Consider the following 22,255-nt stretch of genomic DNA (forward strand, 5'->3'; position numbering starts at 1 on the left):
TCGATCCTTTTCTATTTAAAAAATGAAAAGAGAAGGGCTACCCGCTCCTTCTCTACCTCTATCTATTATAAAGTCTCCCCCCAAAAACGCAAAGGTAAAAGCGAAACATTTTTATAGAGTGTGATCATTTACCTGCTTTGGTCTTGAAACGGGTTCAGCTGGTTCTCCTTCTTGATTTAAGACAGATGCTTCTCCGTTCACTTCAATTGAGACTTTATCCACCCCTGCTTGTTCAGTTAATGTCAGCACTAACATATTCAAAACATCTTGAGATACAGCCATATTTTCACTGCTTTCTAAAATATGTTCGTTAAAATCAAGCGTTAGTGTTCCATCTTTCACCTCAGGGTCAGCCAGCAAGTTCGCTTTTGTTTGTATGCCTGACACAAGTGACGTTCCAATAGAAGGTCCTTCAATTAATTCATTCACAGCCATTGTGAGCGCATCTTCTCCAGCTTCAACCCTTCTTGTAACAGGAACATAGTAACGTGAATCACCTTGATGTCCCATAAAATAAAGAACTACTTCTTCACTATTCACTAAATCTACCACCTGATTGGATTCAAGGTTAATCCCGTCGGAGCGACTGACACCATCCCCGATCGGTGTTTTGTTGAGTGGCATGACCTCTTGATCATATCCATTAATTCGAATTTGCACCTTTTCAACAGAGTCAAATTGAGTAAGTGTCCATGTGATTGCCTGAAGGATTTGCTGTTCTTTAGCTGCATCATACCCCTCAAACTCTTTTGAAAAGTCAGCGACAGCAATTTTTTCTTCTTCATTTAAATTCACTGTTACACTCGTACCCGCTGGCAGGACAGCTTGGAAGCCACTAGGTAATAATTCAGACACTGGGCCATCCGCTACTAAGTATTCAAGTGATTGCTTCAGCACCCCTTCTTGTTTTGGCAGCGTTAACGTCTGTGGAACAACTAAGCCATTCGCATCTAGTAAGTACAATTCGCGTTGAACGGTCTCTGCTGATTCGGCTGCTTGCTCATTATCATCTTCTTGCACATCTTCATCACTCACCTCATCAACCGTTCCTGCCTCATCTAATTCAATTTCTTCTGTATCCTCTACATAATTCACTTGAGGTTCATCCATTTTCGTTGAAACATCTTTTGACCCTATTGAACACCCGGTTGTCACAAGTGTAGCTGCTAAGATAAGTGGAGCACCTGTTTTTAAGTACTTTCGCATGATTTGTTTCCCTCCCTAGATAGTTTGTACTTTCATGTATACGAGCCTATCCTCAAATTAGACCTGCAAAGTTTAGACAAACTGTTTGTTGCACAAAAAAAAGAAGATCCACCTTGGACCTTCGTTTTTATTCATTCTTTAATTAGTGATCAATTACAATCGTCTCAACCTTACCTACGTCAATTTCTAACCATTGGCTTGCCAATCGCTTAAACAGTTCTTCTTCCCCTGTTGTATAAAACGTATGGTTAGGCACTCTCTCTCCTGTATAAGCCGTTTCCCCGTGGAATAGAAGACCACTGACTTCTCTCGCTGTCTCTTCTCCTGATGAAATCAGCGTAATGGATGGCCCAGACCACTTTTTAATAAGTGGTGCAAGAAGAGGATAATGCGTACAACCTAAGATGAGTGTATCAAAGCCTTTGCCTGTTAAAGGAGCCAATGTGTCAGCGACAATTTGACTTGCTTCGTCTCCGTCGAAAATCCCTTGTTCAACAAGTGGAACAAAAGGTGGGCAGGCCAGGCTCTCTACTTGAACCGAACTATTAATAGAGGTTAGTGCTTTTGAATAAGCACCACTTTTAATCGTACCACTGGTTCCAATCACTGCAACATGTTCCTTTTTTGTTGCTTTAAGGGCACTTGAGGCACCAGGATAAATGACTCCTACTACAGGGATATCAAGTGTTTTCTTTACTTCTTCTAACACTACTGCTGCTGCCGTGTTGCAAGCAATGACAAGCATTTTAATATTTTTTGTTTGCAGGTAACGAATCATTTGCCACGTGTACGTACGCACTTCTTCCTTTGGACGTGGACCATACGGACAACGCTTAGAATCTCCTACATAAACAATCTCTTCCTTAGGCAGCTGACGCATAAGTTCCTTTGCAACCGTCAATCCGCCAAGGCCTGAATCAATGACACCAATCGGTCTATCCACCATGTCTCCCTCAATTTCTATCTATATCTGAACCATACTTGGGTTTATTTCTTACCTTTCACTGCTTTCATCTGATCATGGAGTAAGTTTAGACTTTTCTCAAGCGTATCCACTTGTTCTTGTGAGAAGTCCGCTAAAATATCTTCAAGGTAATCCTGTCGCTTCACAATCACTTCATGGATAATTGTTTTTCCTTTATCCAGAAGGTGAATGCGAACGACTCTGCGATCATTTGCATCTTTTACGCGGGCGACCAGTTCGCTTTTTTCCATCCGATCAATCAGATCTGTTGTTGTACTAAAAGCTAAATACATACTGGTTGAAAGCTCGCCAATTGTCATATCCCCTTTTTCCTTAAGCCATTGAAGCGCTACAAATTGAGGGGGAGTGATGGGAAACTGTGAAAGAATGACTCGACCTTTTTGTTTAACCATATCTGCTACTCTGCGTAGGGAACGTTCAATATCTTCAATTTGTTCATGGGTCATTCATCGCACCTCCTATCCATTCCAACTTCTATCTATTCTCATTTTATTGTCTCTTTTTTCATATCGGAATTCAAGTGTTAGTAAACAAATGTCTCTAAACGTCCTTGTTCTTAAAACAAATAAAACGGACACCTAAAAAGGAGTCCGTTTTATCAACCTGTTACTCAGAAATATAATTCTCACGAACAAGCTTTGCCACTTCGTCTGCAGTATCAAGCTCAAGAGCTTTCTGTGCAAACTCGGCCAATTCTTTTTTAGATAGCTTTAGAAGTTGACTTCTAGCTGGAAGAATAGATGTAGCACTCATGCTAAACTCATCTAAACCTAAGCCAAGCAGAAGCGGAATTGCCACTTCGTCTCCAGCCATTTCTCCGCACATACCTACCCACTTACCTTCTTTATGAGCGGCTTTAATCACCATCTCAACTAAACGAAGAATCGCTGGGTGGTAAGGCTGATACAAGTATGAAACCTGTTCATTCATGCGATCAGCTGCGAATGTGTATTGAATTAAGTCATTTGTTCCGATACTAAAGAAATCTACTTCCTTCGCAAATTGAGGAGCAGCTACTGCAGTAGATGGAATTTCTACCATGATACCAACCTCAATTGAATCAGAAACAGCGATTCCTTCAGCAACAAGCTTGTCCTTTTCTTCATTAAGCAAAGCTTTTGCTTGGCGTAATTCTTCAAGAACAGCAATCATCGGGAACATGATCTTAAGATTTCCAAACGCACTTGCACGAAGTAGCGCACGAAGTTGAACGCGGAATAGGTCCTGTTGCTCAAGACAAAGTCTAATCGCACGGAATCCTAGAAACGGGTTCATTTCCTTTGGAAGATTTAAGTATGGAAGTTCTTTATCGCCACCAATATCTAATGTACGGATAACAACTGGTTTCCCTTCCATACGCTCCACAACTTCTTTATACGCTTCGAATTGTTCTTCCTCAGAAGGAAGATTGTCTCGACCCATATAAAGAAACTCAGTACGGTATAAACCAATACCTTCTGCTCCATTAGCAATAACACCTTCTAAATCCTTAGGCGTACCAATGTTTGCAGCAAGCTCAACGTGTTCACCATCTGATGTAGTTGTTTGATCATTTACAAGCTTAGCCCATTCCTCTTTTTGCTTAAGGAAATCAGCTTTCTTTTGCTCAAACGAAGCTAACACGTCTTCAGATGGGTTGATCACAACCTCGCCATCAATTCCGTCCACAATTACGATGTCGCCGGTTTGAATGGATTTCGTGGCTTCCTTTGTACCAACAACCGCAGGAATTTCCAGTGAACGAGACATGATTGCAGAATGCGAGGTCCGACCACCGATATCTGTTGCAAACCCTTTAATAAATAATGGGTTTAACTGAGCAGTATCTGAAGGAGTAAGATCTTCAGCAATAACAATCGTTTCTTCGCTAATTGTAGCAAGTGATCCAGCTTCAATTCCTAGAAGATGACCAATTACACGTCTTGAAACGTCGCGAATATCCGATGCACGTTCTTTCATGTATTCGTTATCCATATTTTCGAAAATAGTAATAAATTGATCTGCTACTTCATTAAGAGCAAATTCAGCGTTACGTTTCTCATTCGTAATCTTATCCTTAACTGAATCAATAAGCTCAGGGTCACTTAGAACCAAGAGATGGGCAGCAAAAATTTCAGCCTTATCTGCACCGAGATTTTGTTCAGTTTTATCTTTAATGGCAGACAGCTCTTCCTTTGACACGCTTAGAGCGTTTTCAAAGCGCTCAATCTCAGCACTCGGATTAGATGCTTCTGAAGAGCTGATTGAAAAATCAGGCTCTTCATGCACATAGGCCTTTGCAATAGCAATGCCATGGGAAGCTGCGATGCCAGAAATTACTTGTGGCATGTATTATTCCCCTAACTCGTTTTTGATGATTTCTTCGATTGCAGCTAGTGCTTCGTCTGCATCAGATCCTTCAGCTTTGATTGTTACTTCTGCACCTTGGCCTACACCAAGAGACATAACGCCCATGATGGATTTAAGATTTACAGACTTACCTTTAAACTCAAGTGTGATATCAGAAGAGAATTGACCAGCTTTGTTAACTAGTTGAGTTGCTGGACGTGCGTGAATTCCTGTTTCTGCTGTAATCTTATACGTTTTTTCTGCCATAATGAATCAGCCTCTTTTCTACATAATAATTTGAGATTGCAGGTTCTTTTTAGACTTTCAGCTACTATATGCAGAATGTCTGAAGAAGCACCTATTTTAGTTCAAAAAAAAGAATAGCATATTACCGTACAATAGAACAGACTTTTTCTGCCTGATCAAAAAAGTTATACCCCATTCATAACCTAAGTACATGTATTTCGCTTCTCTTCTGCAGGAGAAGGATTTATTTTAATAAATAGAAGCCACGTGTAGCAGTAGATCATGAATAGTATATCATACACAAAATTTATTTATCAATCTTTAGTCCTTAGTGTACAGCCTTTTTTTAAGAACATACGTGAAAACCCATTCCTCTTAAAAAGTTTCTAAAGGAATGGGTCGCTTCATACCTATTCGTATTTTAATGCATCTACTGGCTGAAGCTTGGACGCTTTGATTGATGGTAATAAACCAAAGATAATTCCTACCAGCATAGAAAATACAAGTGCCCCAACTATAGCTGAGATGGAAATATAGAACGGCATATCCATAATATTTGAGATCATTTTCGCTCCGCCAATTCCAAGTAACACACCAATGGCCCCGCCGACACTTGTTAGAACAATCGCCTCGGTTAAAAATTGCAGGAGGATCATATAACGCTTTGCCCCTAATGCTTTTTTGATTCCGATTTCTCTTGTACGTTCTGTTACAGAAACAAGCATAATGTTCATAACTCCGATACCACCTACAAGCAATGAAATACTTGCAATTCCACCAAGTAAAAATGCAAATGCCTGATTGGCAGCTTCTAAGTCAGCTGTAATGGCTTGAAGATCAGGGATACGGTACTGAGCTGTTTCAAAGTCAGGTAAATCAGCATTTAACATGCTGGCAGTAAGTTGCCCCGCCTCTTCAATCGCATCCGGTCCAACAGCTTTAACTAAGATCTGAGTTGGAGCATCGTACCCACCAATAACTGGCCATATCCCTTTTGAAAGGTATAGCTTTGGCTGTACATAATCATCAAAAAACATGTCCCCTCCTGTTTTTTGATCAGTGAACACTCCTACTACTCGAAATGGAGTCCCTTTTATATCAATGGTTTGCCCTACGGCTTCTTCCCCTTCAAACAATTCATTCCTCGTACCATCATTAATCATAACAAGCTGCGACGCCCCGTCCAACTCTTCATCCGTGAGCATTCTGCCCTCGAGAATATCAATTGGAAACAAATCAAAGTATGTCGAATCAACCGCATAAGGCTCTGGATAAGACATATTCATTTGGTGGTACGTATCAATACTCCAAGTCTTATGGAATAATGCGACCGTATCAACTAGTGGATCTGTAGTAATTTGGTCTAATACATCTTCAGAAATGGGTGGAGCCGTTATACTTGTCTCTCCACCACCCCAGTAATAATCTTCTTCTCCAATTAGAGATGCATCCTCATACGTCACTTGAATCGTGTTATTCCCCATACCAATGATACTGCTTTTTAACATTTCACTTTGCCCTTGAATCATCGATACAATCGCAATAATCGCTGCGATCCCTATAATGACACCAAGCATGGTCAGAATTGAACGCATCTTATGAGCAAAGATGGATTGAAAGGATAGCTTAATATTCTCAAGCATGAACTGGCTCTCCTTTCTCTTCTACAAACAGCTTCCCATCTCGGATAAAAATCGTCCGATCAGCTTTATCTGCTACTTCCTTGTCGTGCGTAATCATGACAATCGTAATACCCTCATTATTTAATTCTGTAAAGAGATCGAGAATTTGTTCACTCGTTTTTGTATCAAGAGCTCCCGTCGGCTCATCCGCTAAAATAAAGGAAGGCTCATTAACAAGCGCACGCGCGATGGCAACACGCTGTTTTTGACCCCCAGAAAGACTTGATGGTTTGAAGCTTGCACGTTCAGATAATCCAACCTTCGCCAATACATCAAGTGCTTTTTCACGGCGAATTTTTTTCTTCACACCACTATAAATTAATGGCATTTCGACGTTTTGCTGTGCGGTGAGACGTGGCATTAAATGGAACGTTTGAAACACAAATCCGATCGAACGGTTTCGAATTTCTGCCAAGTAATTATCTTTTCCAGCAAGCATATTCACATCATTTAAGTTGTACGCACCAGATGTCGGCTTATCTAAACAGCCAAGGATGTTCATTAGTGTTGATTTGCCTGAACCGGATGGTCCCATAATTGCAACAAACTCGCCTTTTTCAATCGTAAGGTTAATATCTTTTAAAATAGGAACAGAGTCTTTTCCTAGTTTATAAGACTTAAAGATCTTTGATAGCTTAATCATTGAACATTTCCTCATCAAATAAGACCGCTTCGTCTCCTTCAATTGGAGCTGGATCAGGGAACGTAATGTAATCGTCATTTGTCAATCCACTTAAAATTTCAACGGTGTACATTTCATCATTTGTTTCGCCAACCTCAACCTCTTGCTTGATCCATGTCATTTCTTCACTGACTTTCCACACGTATGAAAGACCATCTTCCTCAAAAACGGTATCTTGATATAAGAGAACTTGATCCGTTTCCTCTTCTTCAAAATCCCCCATCATTGGTTCAACATTTACGTGGTAACCAATTTCAAGTCCATCATGTTCAGGTAAGACAACGGTGAACGGGTACTTAGATGTTTGGGGATTACTTTCTTCGTAATACCCATCATAGCTATCCTCTTCACTAGAAACAGGTAGTTTTCCAATTTCAGTAACCGTTCCAATCCATTCGCCTTCTTGTCCGTTTTTAGCGGTTACTAATACTTCAGATCCTTCTTCTAATGTACCGATTAGCAGTTCATTAATTTGACTTTTTATTAAGTAATCTCCATTGGTTATAATTTGAATAAACGGTGCGTTTGCAGCTTCGTTTTGTGCTCCATCGGCAATATCTGCATTAATCGATTGAACAATTCCTGTGGTTTTACTAACAACGACTTTGTCATTTGTTTCATTTGTTTTCTTAAGTGCATCTAAATGCTTTTGAGTTTGTCCTGTTTCCAGGTTGATTACTTTTAGATCATAGTTTGCCTGATCCAGCTCTTCCTGAAGCATTTCTTTTTCTTCTTTTTCAGCGTTCTTGATTGATTTTGTTAACTTATCAATCTTTTTCTGAGATTGATTGATTTGAAGATAAGCCATTTCAAGCTCCATTTGTGTTTGCTCAATCTCTAGGCTTGTATCTTCTACTTCAAGAGGTTCATATTCAAAAAGTGGATCTCCTTCTTGAATCTCGTCCCCTTCTTGTACAAAGGTTTCTTTAATCTTTCCAAGTTCGGGATTCATAAATACCTTTTCTTGCTTTTCTGCTTCGATTTTTCCAGTGAATGCCTGCATCGGATACGATTCCATTCCCATTCCGAAGTCCCCAACCCTCATTGGGAATATCTCGCCTTCACCAAACTCTGCGTTTGCTGCATTCGCATTTGTAAAATGCCATACACCAAATCCCGTGCCCCCAACAACCAGTACACTTGCTAAGACAATACCTGATACAATCAAAGCTCGTTTGCCCAATTCTTTCGCCCCTTAAATGTTCAAAATTATTCCATTTGTTATATTATCAGTGAGAATTCAAGATTAGGCAATATCAAAACAGTAAATTAAATCTAATATTTTTATAAAGTTTATAAAATTACACACAATTTACCATCATTCAATTTGAAAATTCTTGCAGAAAGTGTCGCACCAATCGTTTTCCCTATACATATACTGTCATGACTTAACCCTTACCGGAACACCGGTAGCTCTAGCCCGAGCATGAAGGAGTGAACTCATTGAAAGGAGCAGAATTCGGACCTAAACCTTTACTTACAAAAAGGGAACGTGAGGTATTCGAACTACTCGTTCAAGATAAGACGACGAAGGATATTGCTCAAGACCTATTCATCAGTGAAAAAACTGTTCGAAATCACATTTCTAATACGATGCAAAAGCTTGGAGTAAAGGGGCGCTCTCAAGCAGTCATTGAACTTATTAGATTAGGTGAATTAACAATATAATTTATGCAACAAAAAAAGACTGAAGTCATGGACTTCAGTCTTTTTATCATGATCAACCACCAAAGAAATTCTTGAATGATTGAAGAGCTGTTGAGCGGTTTAGCGCCGCAATAGAAGTTGTTAAAGGAATACCTTTAGGGCAAGATTGAACACAGTTTTGGGAGTTTCCGCAATTCATTAAACCGCCTTCACCCATTAGTGCATTCAAGCGTTCAGCCTTGTTCATTTCACCTGTTGGATGAGCGTTAAACAGACGAACCTGCGAAAGCGCAGCTGGTCCAATAAACTCTGATTTGCTGTTTACATTTGGACAAGATTCTAAGCACACGCCACATGTCATACATTTGGATAATTCGTATGCCCATTGACGTTTTGACTCAGCCATTCTTGGTCCAGGACCTAGGTCATATGTTCCATCAATCGGAATCCAGGCTTTTACTTTTTTCAATGAATCAAACATTCTACTACGGTCAACCATTAAATCACGGACAACCGGGAAGGTTTTCATTGGTTCAAGATGAATCGGTTGTTCTAGTTTATCAATCAAGGCAGTACATGATTGACGTGGCTTGCCATTGATAACCATTGAACAAGCTCCACATACTTCCTCAAGACAGTTCATATCCCAGGCAATCGGTGTTGTTTGCTCACCTTTTGCATTCACTGGATTTCTTCTAAATTCCATTAGAGCCGAAATGACGTTCATATTCGCACGATAAGGAATATGAAACTCTTCTACATAACTATCTCCATTTGGCTCATCCTGGCGAGTTACTTTAAAATGAATTAGTTTTTCACTCATGATTTAGCCACTCCTTGTTTTTTCTGAGAGTAATCACGCTTACGAGGTTTAATGAGCGATGTGTCGACATCTTCATAAACAAAGTCAGGTGCATTTGTCTCAGCGTTATAGCTTGCTCTTGTTGTTTTCAAGAACTCTTCATCGTTACGTTCAGGGAAATCAGGCTTATAGTGAGCCCCGCGGCTTTCATTACGGTTATATGCTCCAAGTGTAATCACTCGCGCCAGATCTAGCATGGAACCAAGCTGTCTTGTGAATGCAGCTCCTTGGTTGCTCCATTTCGCTGTATCATTGATATTAATATTGTTAAAGCGTTCCATAAGCTCTTGGATCTTTTCGTCTGTCTTCAGTAATGCATCATTGTAACGAACAACGGTTACGTTATCAGTCATCCATTCTCCAAGCTCTTTATGAAGTACATACGCATTTTCTTTTCCATCAAGCGTTAGAATCTTATCGTAAGCTGCTTGCTCTTTGCGAACTTCTTCACTGAATAAAGAAGATGACATTGCATCTGTTGATTTCTCAAGTCCATTGATGTATTCAACCGCTTTAGGACCAGCAACAATTCCTCCGTAAATGGCAGAAAGAAGTGAGTTCGCACCAAGTCTGTTTGCACCATGCTGAGAATAATCACATTCTCCCGCTGCAAACAATCCTGGAATATTTGTCATTTGATCATAATCGATCCACATTCCACCCATTGAATAGTGAACCGCAGGGAAGATTTTCATTGGTACTTTTCTTGGATCATCACCCATGAACTTTTCATAGATTTCCATGATTCCGCCAAGCTTAATATCAAGCTCTTTCGGATCCTTATGAGAAAGGTCAAGATAGACCATGTTCTCCCCATTAATTCCTAGTTTATCGTCCACACATACTGAGAAGATCTCACGTGTTGCGATATCACGAGGAACAAGGTTTCCATACGCTGGATATTTCTCTTCAAGGAAGTACCAAGGCTTACCGTCTTTATACGTCCATACACGACCACCTTCTCCACGAGCTGATTCACTCATTAAACGAAGCTTATCATCTCCTGGAATGGCAGTTGGGTGAATCTGAATAAACTCACCATTAGCATAGTCAACACCTTGCTTGTACAGCTTAGCTGCCGCAAACCCTGTGTTGATAACCGAGTTCGTTGATTTACCGAAGATAATACCTGGACCACCAGTTGCCATAATCACTGCATCAGCAGGAAAACTCTCAATCTTAGAAGAACTTAATTCCTGTGCGGTGATTCCACGACATGTGCCTTCGTCATCAACGATTGCAGATAGGAATTCCCAACCTTCATACTTTGTTACGAGACCACTCGTTTCATGTCTACGAACCTGCTCGTCCAACGCATATAAAAGCTGCTGACCAGTTGTAGCACCCGCAAATGCCGTACGATGGTGCTGTGTTCCTCCAAAACGACGGAAATCAAGCAGCCCTTCTGGTGTACGGTTAAACATAACGCCCATACGGTCAAGAAGGTGAATAATTCCAGGTGCTGCTTCAGTCATTGCTTTAACGGGCGGTTGGTTTGCTAAGAAATCGCCACCATAAATAGAGTCATCAAAGTGTTCCCAAGGAGAATCTCCTTCCCCTTTTGTATTAACAGCTCCATTGATACCGCCCTGCGCACAGACTGAGTGTGAACGCTTTACTGGTACAATGGAAAATAAATCTACTGGTACGCCTTTTTCTGCTGCTTTAATTGTGGCCATCAAGCCTGCTAAGCCACCACCAACAACAACGATTTTGCCTTTGCTCATACTTGACTCACTCCTTCAATATACGCTCAAAACAATCATATTTTAGACAAATGCGAAAATGGCACGAAGACCAACAATCGTCATCACGATAAAGATACCCAGTGTTACAAATGTTGAGATTTGCTGAGACTTTGGAGTGACTGTAATACCCCAAGATACAGCAAATGACCATAGTCCATTTGCAAAGTGGAATGTAGCCGCTACAACTCCAACAATATAGAACGCAATCATAAATGGATTGCTAAAAATATTCGCCATCATATCAAAATCTACTGTCGCGCCTCTTGCTGCTGCAATTCGCGTTTCCCATACGTGCCATGTAATAAAGATTACGAGGATAATTCCTGTTACTCTTTGAATACGGAACATCCAGTTTCTGAAATAACTATATTGAAACGAATTATTTTTTGCTTGAAACGCTATATAAACGCCATAAATAGCATGATAAAGCAATGGAATGAAAATAATGAAAATTTCAAGCGCATAACGGAAAGGAAGGCTTTCCATAAAATGTGCGGCTGAATTAAATGCTTCAGCGCCTCTTGTTGCGAAATGGTTTACAACAAAGTGTTGAATTAAAAATACTCCTATTGGTATTACACCTAGTAAAGAATGTAGTCTACGAAACAGATATTCACGATTTTCAGGCATACTAGTTCCCCCCACATAAAATTTAACCAATCAGCGTATGTTCTCTTTTTCTATTTTTCTTATAAACAGATCCTCCTGACATCGCTTACTGAAATATCATAGGTTAATAGGTAATAAAATCCGACAAATTAATTGTACTCCGATCAGATAAACCCGTCAAGAAACCGTATACAATTTACACTTAAGAAATTCTAACATATTCTTCAATTGACGGGTTCAGACCATTTCATTTTAAAAAGTAAAGGTTAAAATTGTTGATAAATAAAGTAAGAAGAAGAGATTCATTGTTATAATAATGAACATAAAAAAATCACCTTGATACCTATAGAAATTTTTACGGAGTGCTTTATACTAGATTAAGAGAGGTGTTAACTAGATATGGAACCAAAGGTTGAACTAGAAACGTCTAATTTCGGATATGACCTTATCCGAAATGATGTATTATCCGAACTACTCGGAACAGAAAAAGAGACTTTACTTTACTGGGTCGGCAAATCAACAGCAAGATCATATCCTCTGGAGACAACAGATGAGTTGATTTCCTTTTTCGAAAAAGCACAGTGGGGCACGCTGTCACTAGTAAAAGAAAAACCCTATGAAAAAACATTTGAACTAACTGGACCTTGGATGGGCAAAAAAGATCAACGCTGCTATCAGCTTGAGGCTGGTTTTCTTGCCCAACAGCATGAAACGCAAACTCAGGCTACAGCTGTAGCTGTGTTATCAGAAAAACGTCAGCTTGTTCAGATCCAAGTAACCATTGATCGTCACGATCCACTTGATTAGTACAAGAGAGCTACATATAAAAAACGGCGATGCACCCTGATTGGGGAACATTCGCCGTTTTTTACGATTCTTCGTTTAGTTTAGTTAAAATGGCTTCTGCAACAGATTGTGGGATCCCTTGCTCCACAATCTCCTCTACTTTTGCATCTTTCATTTTTTTCACAGATCCAAAATGCTTTAGAAGCTTTTGCTTTCGCTTGGAACCAACACCTGGTATATCATCCAACACAGACTGGAAGAACGTCTTCGAACGAACAGACCGGTGAAACGTAATCGCAAAGCGGTGAACTTCATCTTGAATACGTTGTAATAAATAAAATTCCTGGCTATCGCGCTCAAGAGGGATCACTACTGGCGGAGAACCCTTAAGTAATTGTGAGGTCCGGTGTTTTTCATCCTTAGCCAGACCACATACAGGAATACCTAGCCCAAGCTCGTCCTCAATGACTTCCTGTGCCGCACTGATTTGCCCTCTTCCTCCATCAATCACAATTAAGTCTGGTAGAGGCAGGTCTTCTTTTAAGAGCCTGATATATCGTCTGCGAACCACTTCTCGCATGGATGCATAATCATCCGGACCTTCAACCGTTTTGATCTTGTATTTTCGATAGTCCTTCCGACTAGGCTTTCCATCAAGAAAGGTAATCATCGTAGATACAGGATCCGTCCCTTGCGTGTTTGAATTATCAAACGCCTCGATGCGATATGGTGTTGCAATATCCATGGCTTTTCCTAATCGTTCAATCGCATTTATGGTTCGATTTTCATCTTTTTCAATTAAAGAGAACTTTTCTTTTAATGCCACTTTTGCATTTTCTGAAGCAAGATCCAACAGTTCTTTTTTGGTGCCGCGCTTTGGAACCAGAACTTTCACTTCAAGAAGTTCGTTCATAAGTTCCGCATCAACCTCACTTGGAACAAGAATTTCCTGAGGTTTGATATGCTGCTTCTGCAGGTAAAATTGACCGACAAATGTCATTAAGTCTTCAGCGGCTTCTTTATAAAATGGAAATAGGGAAACATCCCGTTCAATCAATTTTCCTTGCCTTACAAAGAATACTTGTACACACATCCAGCCCTTATCATAAGCAAAGGCAAACACATCTCGATCCACATGATCATTCGCAGTCATTTTTTGCTTCTCAATGATGGCATCCATATGGGAAATCGTATCTCGGATTTCCTTTGCCCGTTCAAAATCAAGTTCCTCTGAGGCTTTCATCATACGTTCCGTTAATGTTTCCTTCACTTCGGAATGCCCATACTTTAAGAAACGACTAATGCCCTGAATCATTTCCTGGTTTTGCTCATCTGTTACTTCATATACACAAGGAGCAAGGCATTGACCAATGTGATAGTACAAACAAACACTATCAGGCATATTTCTACACTTGCGTAATGGATAAATGCGATCGAGCAATTTTTTTGTTTCATTTGCTGCTCCAGCATTCGGATAAGGGCCAAAATATTTCCCTCCATCCTTTTTCACCTGTCTTGTGGTAAGTAATCTTGGATGCTTTTCGTTTGTGATCTTTAAATAGGGATACGTTTTATCATCTTTCAGCATAACATTGTATTTTGGGTCATGCTTTTTAATGAGATTCATTTCAAGGATAAGGGCTTCAATGTTTGAACTGGTAACGATATATTCAAAATCGACAATTTCGCTAACGAGTCGCTGAGTTTTAGCATCATGTGATCCGGTAAAATAAGAACGCACCCGATTACGAAGAACTTTCGCTTTACCAACATAGATGATGGTCCCTTGGCGATCCTTCATCAGGTAACAGCCTGGCTGATTAGGAAGTATCGTCAGCTTTTCTTTAAGCTGGCTCATTCGACTCCCCCCTTTTCTAATAGGTTTTACAAGAATACATAGAAAAACCGCTTTCTGCAAGAGAAAGCGGTTCTACACGTGCAAGAGGAACTTACAGATGTTTGTTAACTAGCTCAGCTAGAGCCTCTTTTGGTTGGAAACCAACCACTTGGTCTACTACTTCTCCGTCTTTAAACACAAGAAGTGTAGGAATGCTCATTACACTGTATTTCCCAGCTGTTTCTTGATTCTCATCAACATCCAGCTTTGCAATTTTAATCTTATCGCCCATTTCTGAATCAAGCTCTTCAAGAACGGGTGCAATCATTTTACAAGGTCCACACCATGGAGCCCAGAAATCAGCAAGAACAACACCACTACTTGTTTCAGAAGAAAACGTTTGGTCTGTTACATTCACAATTGCCATGATAAATCCTCCTTTAAATCCTATAACTTAGGTTTCAAATGTATTATAGCACTCAAATATGTTGGATGCGAATGAATTGCTTACAAAACCAAAATGCATTACAAAATTTTTGATAAAAAGGCTTTTGTTCTCTCATGTTTGGGATTGTCAAAAAGCTCCGTAGGCGTTCCCATCTCAACCAGCTCACCTTGATCAAATAAGATGATACGATCGGCTACCTCGCGCGCAAAACTCATTTCATGAGTTACCACAAGCATCGTCATACCCGTTGTACATAATTCCTTCATTACATCTAACACCTCTTTAACCATCTCTGGATCCAGTGCTGACGTCGGCTCATCAAACAGCATGATCTTCGGACGCATGGCAAGTGCTCGCGCAATGGCTACACGCTGCTGTTGACCTCCAGATAGTTGACCAGGGTATTTGTTTGCTTGCTCCGGAATTCCTACACGCTCCAGTAACTCAAGGGCTATACTCTCTGCTTTCGCCTTAGGCCACTTTTTAACCCAGATCGGAGACAACGTAATATTTTTCAATATCGTTAGGTGTGGAAACAAGTTAAATGACTGAAACACCATCCCTGTTTCCTTACGAATGGCATCGACAGCCGCATTGTCCTCATTGAGCTCTGTACGATCAACTGTAATTCTTCCTTTTTGAATTTTCTCAAGGGCATTGATCGTGCGGATAAACGTTGATTTCCCAGACCCAGAAGGTCCAAGAATACAAACAATCTCTCCTTGTTTAATGGATACATCTACATCTTTTAATACGTGCAGCTCATTACTGTACCACTTATTTACACCCTCACACACGATAATATCTTCTCTTTCATGTAAAGGAATACTAGGATCAAATTCAACTAGCACTTCTGTTTCTTTGCTCATGCTTTTGGCCTCCATTCTTAATTATGTCCGACACTTAGTGACCGTTCCAGCTTGCGACTAGTGACCGACATCGTAAAACAAATAACCCAGAACAATAATGCAACAAAGACAAACACTTCTTTTTGAGTTCCTAAAAATTCGGGATTAGAGGTAACCGTTCGTCCAATCCCTAGAATATCCAACAAACCTACTGTGGCAACAAGAGTTGTATCTTTAAGAATAGAGATCGACTGCCCTACCATTGAAGGGATGGTTACACGTAGTGCCTGCGGAAGAACAATAAACACCGTTGTTTTAAATGTACTAAGCCCTAGAGCATGGGAGGCTTCCACTTGACTATTCGGTACAGACTGTAGTCCTCCTCTTACATTCTCAGCAATATAAGCAGAGTTAAAGATGACTAAACCCACCATTGCCCGTACCACGTTATCAACAGTTACGCCACCAGGTAAAAACAACGGAACCATAATCTGAGCCATAAACAAAATAGTAATTAAAGGAACACCACGAATGACTTCAATATAGATCACACTAATTGTACGAACGATAGGTAACTTACTTGCTCGCCCTAATGCAAACAACACGCCTATCGGGAAGGAAAAAACAATGGCAATGGTTGCAAGCATCATGGTAAGCATTAAGCCACCCCATGTATTTGTTCGCACCTCTGGTAAGATGCCAAAGCCTTGTATAAAAAATAACACAAGAATAAAACAGAGAATCCATGCGTAGCCGACAACCTTTTTGAGGTATGGAACAATCATCCCGATCCCCACTCCAACGCCTAAACTAACTAAGGCTCCAACTAGCCAAAATCGAGACGAACCTGAGATAAACGGTAAGACTATTGAAACAAGATAGACAGTGGTCACTGAGAAAAACATGATCGTTGATATGCCTCGTTTGGCTCCATATGTAAGACCAATAAACAGGCTTACTAAGAGCAAGGCAGTCCACACTCTCCAAAGCTGCTCAATCGGGTACTGGCCCACCATAAACAGCTTAAAATTAGCGGAAATGACTTCCCAACGCGCCGTAAAGAAGGTCCAGCCTGCAATATTCTTAATTAATAAAACCGCAAGAGCAAGTAATGTAATAGTGAGGATGGAACTAAACCATGAATAAAACAAATTCTTCTTAAGCCATGCACCTGGACTAAGTCTTACTTCAGCAGGCATAGGCGATCTAGTCGTGGACTTTATCTGTTGAAGTTTTTCCGTGTTCATTCCATTCACCTCTCTACCAATGCGGTGTATTTGTTATAAATGTTCATAATGATGGATGTCACAACACTAATTGTTAAGTAAGCAAGTAACATAATCGTTATTACTTCAATCGCTCTACCTGTTTGGTTTAATGTCGTACTTCCTACACTAAACAAATCCGGATACCCAACTGCCACTGCTAAACTAGAGTTTTTCGCTAAGCCAAGATATTGACTTGTGACGGGTGGGATAATTGTGCGAATGGCCTGCGGAAATGTAACGAAACGTAAAATTTTTGATGAGCTTAAGCCCAAAGCTTCTGCTGCCTCAATTTGACCTTTTGGAACAGCCAGAATACCTCCTCTAACAATTTCAGCGATATAGGTAGCTGTGTACATAACGAGTGCAAACAGAATCGCTGCAAATTCCGGAGAAAAACGATAGCCTCCAACCGAACCTGTCCCCGTATGTTCAGGTAAGCTTAATGAAGCAGGAAATTCTCCAAGTACTAGATAACCGACGCCAATTCCAATAATCAGAACGCCTATTAGCCAAAGACTTGGGTAAAGCTTTTTCCCCTGTTCAATTTGTTGTTTGTTTTTCCACTTAAATGTTAAAAAGGCTGCGATCAGTAGAACAAGAAGTAAAGCCAGCCAAATCCACAGACTTGAGTTCGCATCAAACCAAGGAAAGACAAAACCACGGTTACTTATGATAAATCCATAATTGGCATTTACATCTTGGATGCGCGGCATTGCCAGCATAACTGCAAAATACCAAAAGAAGATTTGAACTAAAACGGGTGTATTTCTGAAAATCTCTATGTACCAGGTTGATAATGTTCGAAGCAACCAGTTACTCGATAACCGACTAATACCAACTAGAACTCCAACAATTGTAGTTAGCACAATCCCTACAATCGAGACCTTTAATGTATTAAGAAATCCAACGTATAGCGCACGGACAAATGTATCAGAAGGAGAAAAGCTGACCACTGTTTCCCCAATAGGAAAAGAAGCACGATTCGTTAAAAATTGAAAACTAAGTCCAAGACCTGCTCGGTTTAAGCCAGCCATAGCATTCGTCGCTAAGAAAACAATAAACCCAATAATGAACACTAAAAATAGAAGCTGCCATATGAGATTCAAGTATTTTTGATTACGCCAAAAAGGCGGTCGTTTGTGAGTAGATGGCTCTGCCAATGGATGTCATCCTTTCCTCATAGTTACCTATTAATTGATGAAAATAGCCTGCCTCCCAATCGAAGCAGGCTACTTCTATAAATGAATTGGTTTATCTAAATGGTGGAGAGTATAATAACCCGCCATCGGTGTATAGAGCGTTTAGACCTCGTTCAAGCTCGAATGGGCTGTCTGCACCTAGGTTACGATCGTAGATCTCTGCATAGTTGCCAACCTGCTTGATAATTTGATAAGCAAAATCATTCTCGAGTCCAAGCTGCTCTCCTAAGTTCTCTTCAACACCTAGGAAACGTGCAATATCCGGATCCTCCGTATCTAAGAAATCATCTACATTTTCAGATGTGATCCCAAATTCTTCAGCTTGGATCGTAGCGTTTGTTGCCCAGAACATGATTTCTAGGAATTGATCATCTCCATCTAGAACGGCTGGGCCGAGTGGCTCCTTCGAGAGAACTTCATTTAAGATGACGTGCCCTGATGGATCCTGTAGCGTCTCGAGTCTTGAAATCAGACCAGATTGATCCGTTGTCCAAGCATCAATGGTTCCTGACTCGTAGGCAGCAATTAAACTATCTTGATCAGAGAAGGTTACGGATTCAAAGTCAATTCCCCGTTTACTCATCTGATCCGCTAAGTTCAGCTCGGTGGTAGTACCTTGCTCTACCCCTATTCTTGCTCCTGCTAAATCTTCCAGAGTTTCAATTCCGCTATCAGATGGAGCCATCATGCCTTGCCCATCGTAGAAAGTGGTAGGTCCGAAATTTAAACCGATCTCCACGTCACGGTTTAGCGTAAGTGTCGTGTTACGGATAAGCATATCGACTTCGCCTGTTTGCAAGGCAGTAAAGCGTTCTTGAGCAGACAAAGGTCTAAATTCGACAGCATCTGCATCTCCAATTATTGCAGCAGCCATTACTTTTCCAAACTCGATATCAAAACCTTCGTATGCTCCATCTGAACCAACGTATCCAAAACCAGGAAGCTGATCATTGGCCCCCATAATCAATTCTCCACGATCTTGTATCGCAGAGATCGTGTTTCCGGAGTTTGCAGATTGACCTCCATTTTCCTCAGCTGGAGTGTCCGTTTCCTCGGAACAAGCGACAAGTAGTGCAGCAAAACTCGTTACAACCATTCCATTTACCATCCACTTTTTCATTCTTCTAGCGTCCCCCTTACAATTCGTATAAAGTAACTATGTTAGTTATATACTAGTTGAATTCTAAATACATTTAATTGGTCAAATTATCTGACTATATAATTTTAGAAAAATATAGATTTTACACATATTGATTCACATTTAGATAACTAATTTCCAATTGAGTCTAGTAGTTGGATGAGGAATGAAGTAGTACCTAAACATTACGAATTACGCCGCTCCAGTGGAAACTTCGCTTTCCGTGGGTACGGCCCATAGCCGTCAAGTTAAGTAAAATCGGTTTAACTATAGACGATTCTTCGTTAGGATGGGGGTTTAACCAGTCCTAGGGAGGGATCGTTTGTGTCTTTAAAAGAGGAGTTCAGTACGTTTGCGAAAACCGTGTTGGACGTTTTATCTGTACCGAACCTTCGCCAATCTGCCCGAGATGTTGGGTTTGTACAGCGTCTAAAGAAATTAAAACCTGAGGATTTCCTAAGTATTTGTTCCTTTCTTCCTCAACCCGTCGGTGCGACAGAGTTAACACAGCTTTGCGGGGCTCTTTCACGTGAATCCAATACCCACCTTTCCAAACAAGCCTTACATCAACGCTTCGATGAAAAAGGAGCGGCTTTTTTGAAGCATGTGTTTTTTCAATTGGCGGCCAAACAAGAGTTGATGGCCATGCCACCTCTTCCTGAGACCCCGTTTTCTCGGATCCGCATCTTAGATGCGACTTCATTTGAACGACCAAAGAAAGATGGTACTTCTTCAGATGGAGCGAAAATTCATTTAGAGTATGAGCTATATGAGGGGAAATTTTTGCATACCTTACTTTCCGGTTCAAGAGAAAGTGACCATCACGCCGCCTATGCATTAGCCGATACGATTCAACCAGGTGATTTGATCATCCGTGATCTCGGCTACTTTTCTGGCGACCATTTGAAACAAATCGATCGTGCAGGCGCTTCTTATATCACGCGGACGCCGGCCAATATGACCTATTGGACTAGAGATGATCAAGGGGAACGAATCCAAATCAAACCAGAAGAAGATGCGAAGCAGCTAGAACCGGGAGCGATCAAAGATTATGGGGTCATCCAATTAGGGGTCAAAGGAAAGAACACCCTTCAAACCCGTGTCATCGTGCAACGATTGACAGAGGATCAACAAAACAAGAGGAAAGCCGGTTTACGAAAAAGAAGACGGAAAGGGGGTCATACCCAATCCGCCGACAAAAAGGATCATACCCAAATCCTTGCCACTAACCTAACACAGGAAGAAATGGATGTGCAAGCATTGTATCCGATGTATTCCTTACGCTGGCAAGTCGAGATTCTTTTCAAAACGTGGAAATCCCTTTTCGCCATTGATCACGTGCGCGCGATGAATCCAGATCGGTTTCTCTGCCACATGTATGGGAAACTTATACACATTCTGCTTTCCTCGATGGTGGCGTTTCAATGCCGGTTCTATCTTCATCAAAAGCACCACCTCGAAGGCAGTGAATACAAGTGTATCCATCATGCCAAAAGGGCTATAGAAGAGTCAAAAGGATACGCTCTCTATCATCGTTCTTCATTAGAAGACGTTCTAGAAAATATCTACGAGAGCATTTACCGACATGGACGAAAAGACCATCGCCACCGCCATCAAAGTCCCTATGACATCTTACAGATCGCCTATGAAACACATGCGCGTGTGGAGTAAAACGGTAGAATCCGGTGCAAAAAAAAATAGAAAAAGAGCCAATCTACCCATACGTACCCTGATGGAAAATACTAGATCCACTACAAGAGAAAGGATGAGCTCTTTCTTTTTCCTTTCTTAACTTGACGGCTATGGGGTACGGCCTCAGCCTCCTCCGCGGAAGGACACCGCTACTGAGTCTTCACCACGCACTATTCCCACAGGAGTCTACGTTTCCACTTCCGCTAAATTCAGGTTACAAAAAAAGAGGGTGAGACATTATTTATAATTAAAAAAAATGGCGAATGATTCAACAATCGAATCATTCGCCATTCGTAATTTTATCTGAACAAGCGGAGGAAGAACCCGAGACTCCTACGGAACAGAACGTGGTGAAGACACTTTAGCGGCGCTTTTCCCGCTAAAGGGGCTGAGGCCGTTCCCGCAGGTGCGAGGGATTCTCCCGTAGCGGATATTGCGCTATGTTCGTGTTTTGCTATCAACACTAATGTTTCGACTCCATTCTTTTTTGTCGCTTACTTAAAAACAAGCACTATCCTAGTTCAACCACAAAAAAATCACTCCGGCGATCAGCAGTACACCGCAACAGGCGTATAAGACTTTTGCTAGCTTTTCCATTGCTTCTCCCCTATCTTAACGTGTGTGTATGCCTGCTCCGATCACGTAGGAGAGGCCGATTGAGATGATCATAGAAATGAGCCCTACTGCTCTATTATCGTTTTTAATTTCCTCATCTACTTTAAATGAAGGCATTAAGAACTCGAAAATAAAATAGCTGAGCAACAACAAAACAAATCCAATCGCTCCCCACATTAGCATAATAAGAAGGGAATCTGCGTTTTGAATAGAGTGTCTAAAAATATTGGCTACTCCAAAGATCTTTCCACTAGTCGCCATCGCAACGGCGACATTTCCTTTTTTGATTTCAACCCAGTTCCGGTAGGACGTAACCGTTTCAAAAATGGCTAAAAATACGACTAATGCTAAAATACTCACACTGTATAAAGCAAGCGTGCGTACATATTCGTTCTCAATGATTAACTGTTCCATCGTTTCAGCCTTTCT

At 40.8% G+C, this 22,255-nt stretch carries 21 protein-coding genes; 3 read left to right on the forward strand and 18 right to left on the reverse strand.

Annotated features, from left to right (window positions below; all coding sequences use genetic code 11):
- Positions 1-111: 111 nt before the first annotated feature.
- From NSQ54_14110 to NSQ54_14145, 8 genes are all read right to left on the reverse strand, one after another.
- Entirely contained in the window at positions 112-1,206 is a 1,095-nt protein-coding gene (locus tag NSQ54_14110; GenBank protein ID WYP25444.1) for a GerMN domain-containing protein, read from the reverse strand.
- Positions 1,207-1,348: 142 nt separating this feature from the next.
- Positions 1,349-2,149 carry a glutamate racemase gene (racE, locus tag NSQ54_14115; GenBank protein ID WYP25445.1) on the reverse strand — a complete coding sequence of 267 codons (801 nt, stop codon included), beginning with the start codon at positions 2,147-2,149 and terminating at the stop codon, positions 1,349-1,351.
- 44 nt (positions 2,150-2,193) lie between these two features.
- Positions 2,194-2,637, reverse strand: a complete 444-nt coding sequence (locus NSQ54_14120) for a MarR family transcriptional regulator (GenBank protein ID WYP25446.1) — start codon at positions 2,635-2,637, stop codon at positions 2,194-2,196.
- Positions 2,638-2,797: 160 nt separating this feature from the next.
- Complete coding sequence (gene ptsP, locus NSQ54_14125) at positions 2,798-4,519, reverse strand: phosphoenolpyruvate--protein phosphotransferase (protein WYP25447.1); 1,722 nt, start codon at positions 4,517-4,519, stop codon at positions 2,798-2,800.
- A gap of 3 nt (positions 4,520-4,522) precedes the next feature.
- Positions 4,523-4,786, reverse strand: a complete 264-nt coding sequence (locus NSQ54_14130) for a phosphocarrier protein HPr (GenBank protein WYP25448.1) — start codon at positions 4,784-4,786, stop codon at positions 4,523-4,525.
- Between the two features lie 389 nt (positions 4,787-5,175).
- Positions 5,176-6,408: an ABC transporter permease gene (locus NSQ54_14135; protein WYP25449.1), complete on the reverse strand. Its 1,233-nt coding sequence runs from the start codon at positions 6,406-6,408 to the stop codon at positions 5,176-5,178.
- Complete coding sequence (locus NSQ54_14140; protein WYP25450.1) at positions 6,401-7,090, reverse strand: ABC transporter ATP-binding protein; 690 nt, start codon at positions 7,088-7,090, stop codon at positions 6,401-6,403. The genes NSQ54_14135 and NSQ54_14140 overlap by 8 nt, the downstream gene beginning before the upstream one ends.
- Positions 7,083-8,312 (reverse strand): efflux RND transporter periplasmic adaptor subunit, encoded by a 1,230-nt coding sequence (locus NSQ54_14145; GenBank protein ID WYP25451.1) that lies wholly within the window; start codon positions 8,310-8,312, stop codon positions 7,083-7,085. Before NSQ54_14145 ends, NSQ54_14140 begins: the two co-directional genes overlap by 8 nt.
- 260 nt (positions 8,313-8,572) lie before the next feature.
- Between NSQ54_14145 and NSQ54_14150 the strand changes: the two genes are divergently transcribed.
- A complete protein-coding gene (locus NSQ54_14150; GenBank protein WYP25452.1) occupies positions 8,573-8,797 on the forward strand; it encodes a response regulator transcription factor in 225 nt (74 codons plus the stop codon).
- Between the two features lie 52 nt (positions 8,798-8,849).
- Here the strand turns inward: NSQ54_14150 and sdhB are convergent, their stop codons facing one another.
- The 3 genes from sdhB to NSQ54_14165 are packed head-to-tail and all read right to left on the reverse strand — an operon-like array spanning position 8,850 to position 12,016.
- Positions 8,850-9,599 carry a succinate dehydrogenase iron-sulfur subunit gene (sdhB, locus tag NSQ54_14155; GenBank protein ID WYP25453.1) on the reverse strand — a complete coding sequence of 250 codons (750 nt, stop codon included), beginning with the start codon at positions 9,597-9,599 and terminating at the stop codon, positions 8,850-8,852.
- Positions 9,596-11,365 (reverse strand): succinate dehydrogenase flavoprotein subunit, encoded by a 1,770-nt coding sequence (gene sdhA, locus NSQ54_14160; protein WYP25454.1) that lies wholly within the window; start codon positions 11,363-11,365, stop codon positions 9,596-9,598. Before sdhA ends, sdhB begins: the two co-directional genes overlap by 4 nt.
- Before the next feature lie 42 nt (positions 11,366-11,407).
- On the reverse strand, positions 11,408-12,016 hold the full coding sequence (locus NSQ54_14165) for a succinate dehydrogenase cytochrome b558 subunit (protein WYP25455.1): 609 nt from the start codon (positions 12,014-12,016) through the stop codon (positions 11,408-11,410).
- Between the two features lie 378 nt (positions 12,017-12,394).
- On the opposite strand from NSQ54_14165, the gene NSQ54_14170 reads away from it, so the two are divergent.
- On the forward strand, positions 12,395-12,802 hold the full coding sequence (locus tag NSQ54_14170; protein WYP25456.1) for a YslB family protein: 408 nt from the start codon (positions 12,395-12,397) through the stop codon (positions 12,800-12,802).
- Positions 12,803-12,863: 61 nt separating this feature from the next.
- On the opposite strand, the gene uvrC is transcribed toward NSQ54_14170, so the two are convergent.
- The 6 genes from uvrC to NSQ54_14200 all read right to left on the reverse strand — a co-directional run bounded on the left by uvrC (position 12,864) and on the right by NSQ54_14200 (position 19,501).
- Positions 12,864-14,639, reverse strand: a complete 1,776-nt coding sequence (gene uvrC, locus NSQ54_14175; protein WYP25457.1) for an excinuclease ABC subunit UvrC — start codon at positions 14,637-14,639, stop codon at positions 12,864-12,866.
- 91 nt (positions 14,640-14,730) lie between these two features.
- Complete coding sequence (trxA, locus tag NSQ54_14180; protein ID WYP25458.1) at positions 14,731-15,045, reverse strand: thioredoxin; 315 nt, start codon at positions 15,043-15,045, stop codon at positions 14,731-14,733.
- Between the two features lie 98 nt (positions 15,046-15,143).
- Positions 15,144-15,935, reverse strand: a complete 792-nt coding sequence (locus NSQ54_14185) for an amino acid ABC transporter ATP-binding protein (GenBank protein ID WYP25459.1) — start codon at positions 15,933-15,935, stop codon at positions 15,144-15,146.
- Between the two features lie 17 nt (positions 15,936-15,952).
- A complete protein-coding gene (locus NSQ54_14190) occupies positions 15,953-17,161 on the reverse strand; it encodes an amino acid ABC transporter permease (protein WYP25460.1) in 1,209 nt (402 codons plus the stop codon).
- Positions 17,162-17,166: 5 nt separating this feature from the next.
- The gene (locus NSQ54_14195; protein WYP25461.1) at positions 17,167-18,342 is read right to left on the reverse strand and encodes an ABC transporter permease subunit; all 1,176 of its coding nucleotides are present in this window, start codon (positions 18,340-18,342) and stop codon (positions 17,167-17,169) included.
- Positions 18,343-18,433: 91 nt separating this feature from the next.
- The gene (locus NSQ54_14200) at positions 18,434-19,501 is read right to left on the reverse strand and encodes an amino acid ABC transporter substrate-binding protein (GenBank protein ID WYP25462.1); all 1,068 of its coding nucleotides are present in this window, start codon (positions 19,499-19,501) and stop codon (positions 18,434-18,436) included.
- A 342-nt stretch (positions 19,502-19,843) separates the two neighbouring features.
- Between NSQ54_14200 and NSQ54_14205 the strand changes: the two genes are divergently transcribed.
- Positions 19,844-21,190, forward strand: coding sequence for an IS4 family transposase (locus NSQ54_14205; protein WYP25463.1), 1,347 nt, complete (start codon positions 19,844-19,846; stop codon positions 21,188-21,190).
- 633 nt (positions 21,191-21,823) lie between these two features.
- Here the strand turns inward: NSQ54_14205 and NSQ54_14210 are convergent.
- Positions 21,824-22,240 (reverse strand): DUF350 domain-containing protein, encoded by a 417-nt coding sequence (locus NSQ54_14210; GenBank protein WYP25464.1) that lies wholly within the window; start codon positions 22,238-22,240, stop codon positions 21,824-21,826.
- Positions 22,241-22,255: the final 15 nt, after the last annotated feature.

This window comes from Alkalihalobacillus sp. FSL W8-0930 (genome assembly GCA_037965595.1).
Classification (GTDB): Bacteria; Bacillota; Bacilli; order Bacillales; family Bacillaceae_D; genus Alkalicoccobacillus.